The 2,077-nt window shown below is 40.9% G+C and carries 1 protein-coding gene and 1 pseudogene; both read right to left on the bottom strand.

The window, feature by feature from the left end; all coding sequences use genetic code 11:
- Positions 1–296: 296 nt before the first annotated feature.
- Positions 297–704, bottom strand: a complete 408-nt coding sequence (locus ACFILW_RS09475; RefSeq protein WP_041581383.1) for a hypothetical protein — start codon at positions 702–704, stop codon at positions 297–299.
- Positions 701–2,077, bottom strand: a pseudogene (locus ACFILW_RS09470) (filamentous hemagglutinin); the annotation flags it as partial. The pseudogene ACFILW_RS09470 and the gene ACFILW_RS09475, both read right to left, overlap by 4 nt.

Here is a 2,077-nt window from a genome sequence, read left to right as displayed (position 1 = left end):
CGGTACTCCACATTCTAAAAGTATTTTATTTCTCCATAATGCTGGAGAAAGTGAGGGAATTGAGTTAACACATCCAGTGATACTTAACAGAGCTATACAACTCAACAGTTTTAAGATTTTCTTCATTATTCCCCTCTTTCAATGGATTTATTTACAATAAAACAGAGCTCATAAGTCTGTTGATATTTTCTGTCACCGCTGCTTAAAACAACGGTGAACAATATTGAGATGATTAGTTGAGAAAACAATCCCACCATTCCAAGCGAAGGCAAGGATGGCGGATTGTTGATCATCACTTAAGGCTTGCATTCAGGTTGTACTGGACTTCTTTTACAAAACGGGCTGTTTAAGCGCTTTTCGACACTTCTCTTCGGAATGACAGCACCAGGCTGACAAATGGGAAGGTTTTCTTCTCTAAATGTATAACACCAGTTTCCTCTCCCTTTATAATGGAATCCTGATTGAACCATGCAAGCATAAATTGTTGCATCCTCATTAATACTAAGCTTTCTGTTTTCTGAATCAATATCAAAAATGCTTGGCATTCCGCATTCTAACAAGGCTTTTCCTACTTCAGTAGAATCTGCACCTACCTTCTCCCACATACTCACATACTCTGGAGGAGGCTTATCAATGTTTTCAATGTCACATCCAGCTACACTTAATAGGACTATACCACTCAATAATTTCAAAATTTGTCTCATTTTTTCTTCCATAAATGCTCTAAAATTGAATAAGTTGAATTAATTTGTTTAGTAGGCGGTATTCCATAATTAGTTATACACGCTTTACTTGCATCACCATAACAATTATGGGGACTAGGATCATACCCGCCTAACGCCCTCCCTCCCTCTATCAATGGAGAGGTTGCTGTAGTCAATAAACTGGTTCCTACAAACAGCGTCATATATAAAGGATTTTTTATACCTTTCTCCAAAAGTGAAACATCTAGATTTAAAGGTACTTTATAAAAAGTAGGTGCATTGTAACCAAACAACGTGCTAATGGGGTCAGATGCATGGCTTTGTAAGTAAACATGATCATTTTTGCCATCGCTTACGACATATAATGCATTCGCTATAGATCGAGCATGATCCGCTGGTCCAAAAAGATAGATATCTGTTTTTTCTGCTATACCGTGAATGCCGCGCTTTTCAAAGTCACGCAGTCCATTGCCTACTGTTAAGCTACCACGACTATGCGCACTAACAATAGCCTTGTCATTACCATAACGAGAGGTAAAATCTTGGAATTTCTTGGCCGAATTACTCCATCCCCCAAAATACTCATAAATTGCTACCCCATACTCTACGAGCCTGTCTTTAGCTTGTGGGTGGTATGTAAAATAAAGGGGTTCATGCGCATTATCAGCTAATTGGACAGCACGATAGGCAGCCTCATCTGGTGTGTTAAAAATACCATTATAGAACATACGCCTGTTGCCATCAGAACCAGCTTGTAAATGCTTTTCTTCCTCTGGTTTTAAATAGCGATACAGAATTATTGGTTTTCCATCACTGCCTTTTATATACTCTCCATTTTCATCGGTTAAATAGAGGACATTGCCATTTTCATCATGCGCAATCTCACCTACTGGATGCTCTTTGACATTTGCGACTTCGCGCACTTTGTCCCAGTATCCCAATCCTTCATCCGATAAATCATTGATCATATCTAGGCGATTATGCACTGCTCCCTCAAGCGGTGCGACATCTAGCTGTCCTACTGCTTGGTGTGCTGCTGCGGTGTTGCGGTTGAGAGAGCCAATGATTTGTCCAGCATCTTGCCCCATCGCCCTCTGTCCAGTTGTATCAGTAAGGATGATAGTCCCATCGCTGATAGCAGATTTGGTTTCTCCTTCTGCTCCATCCTTGGCTTTGCCGTGATTTAAAACATTCTTGGCAATGTTTTTTATCGTGTCATTCCCAGAAAGGCTAAACCCATGGCTGCTGGCTTTAGCATGGGCACTGTTGCTGATATCACTGGTGCTAATGCTTCCTGTGGTCAGGCTGTTTTTATCTGCCGGCGCGGTGCTGGCAATGATGCCTCCGGTCAGCGTTGTTTTGTCTTTAACTAT

Origin of the sequence: Bartonella sp. TT110JLCBS (assembly GCF_042193405.1) — a bacterium.
Taxonomy (GTDB): Bacteria; Pseudomonadota; Alphaproteobacteria; order Rhizobiales; family Rhizobiaceae; genus Bartonella.
The sequence above is the reverse complement of the archived record's forward strand: the minus strand, read 5'-3'. Positions and strand labels throughout refer to the sequence as shown.

Excerpts from the sequence above, each read along its gene's own strand:
- ACFILW_RS09475 (WP_041581383.1), bottom strand. The coding sequence starts at position 704 with ATGAGACAAATTTTGAAATTATTGAGTGGTATAGTCCTATTAAGTGTA.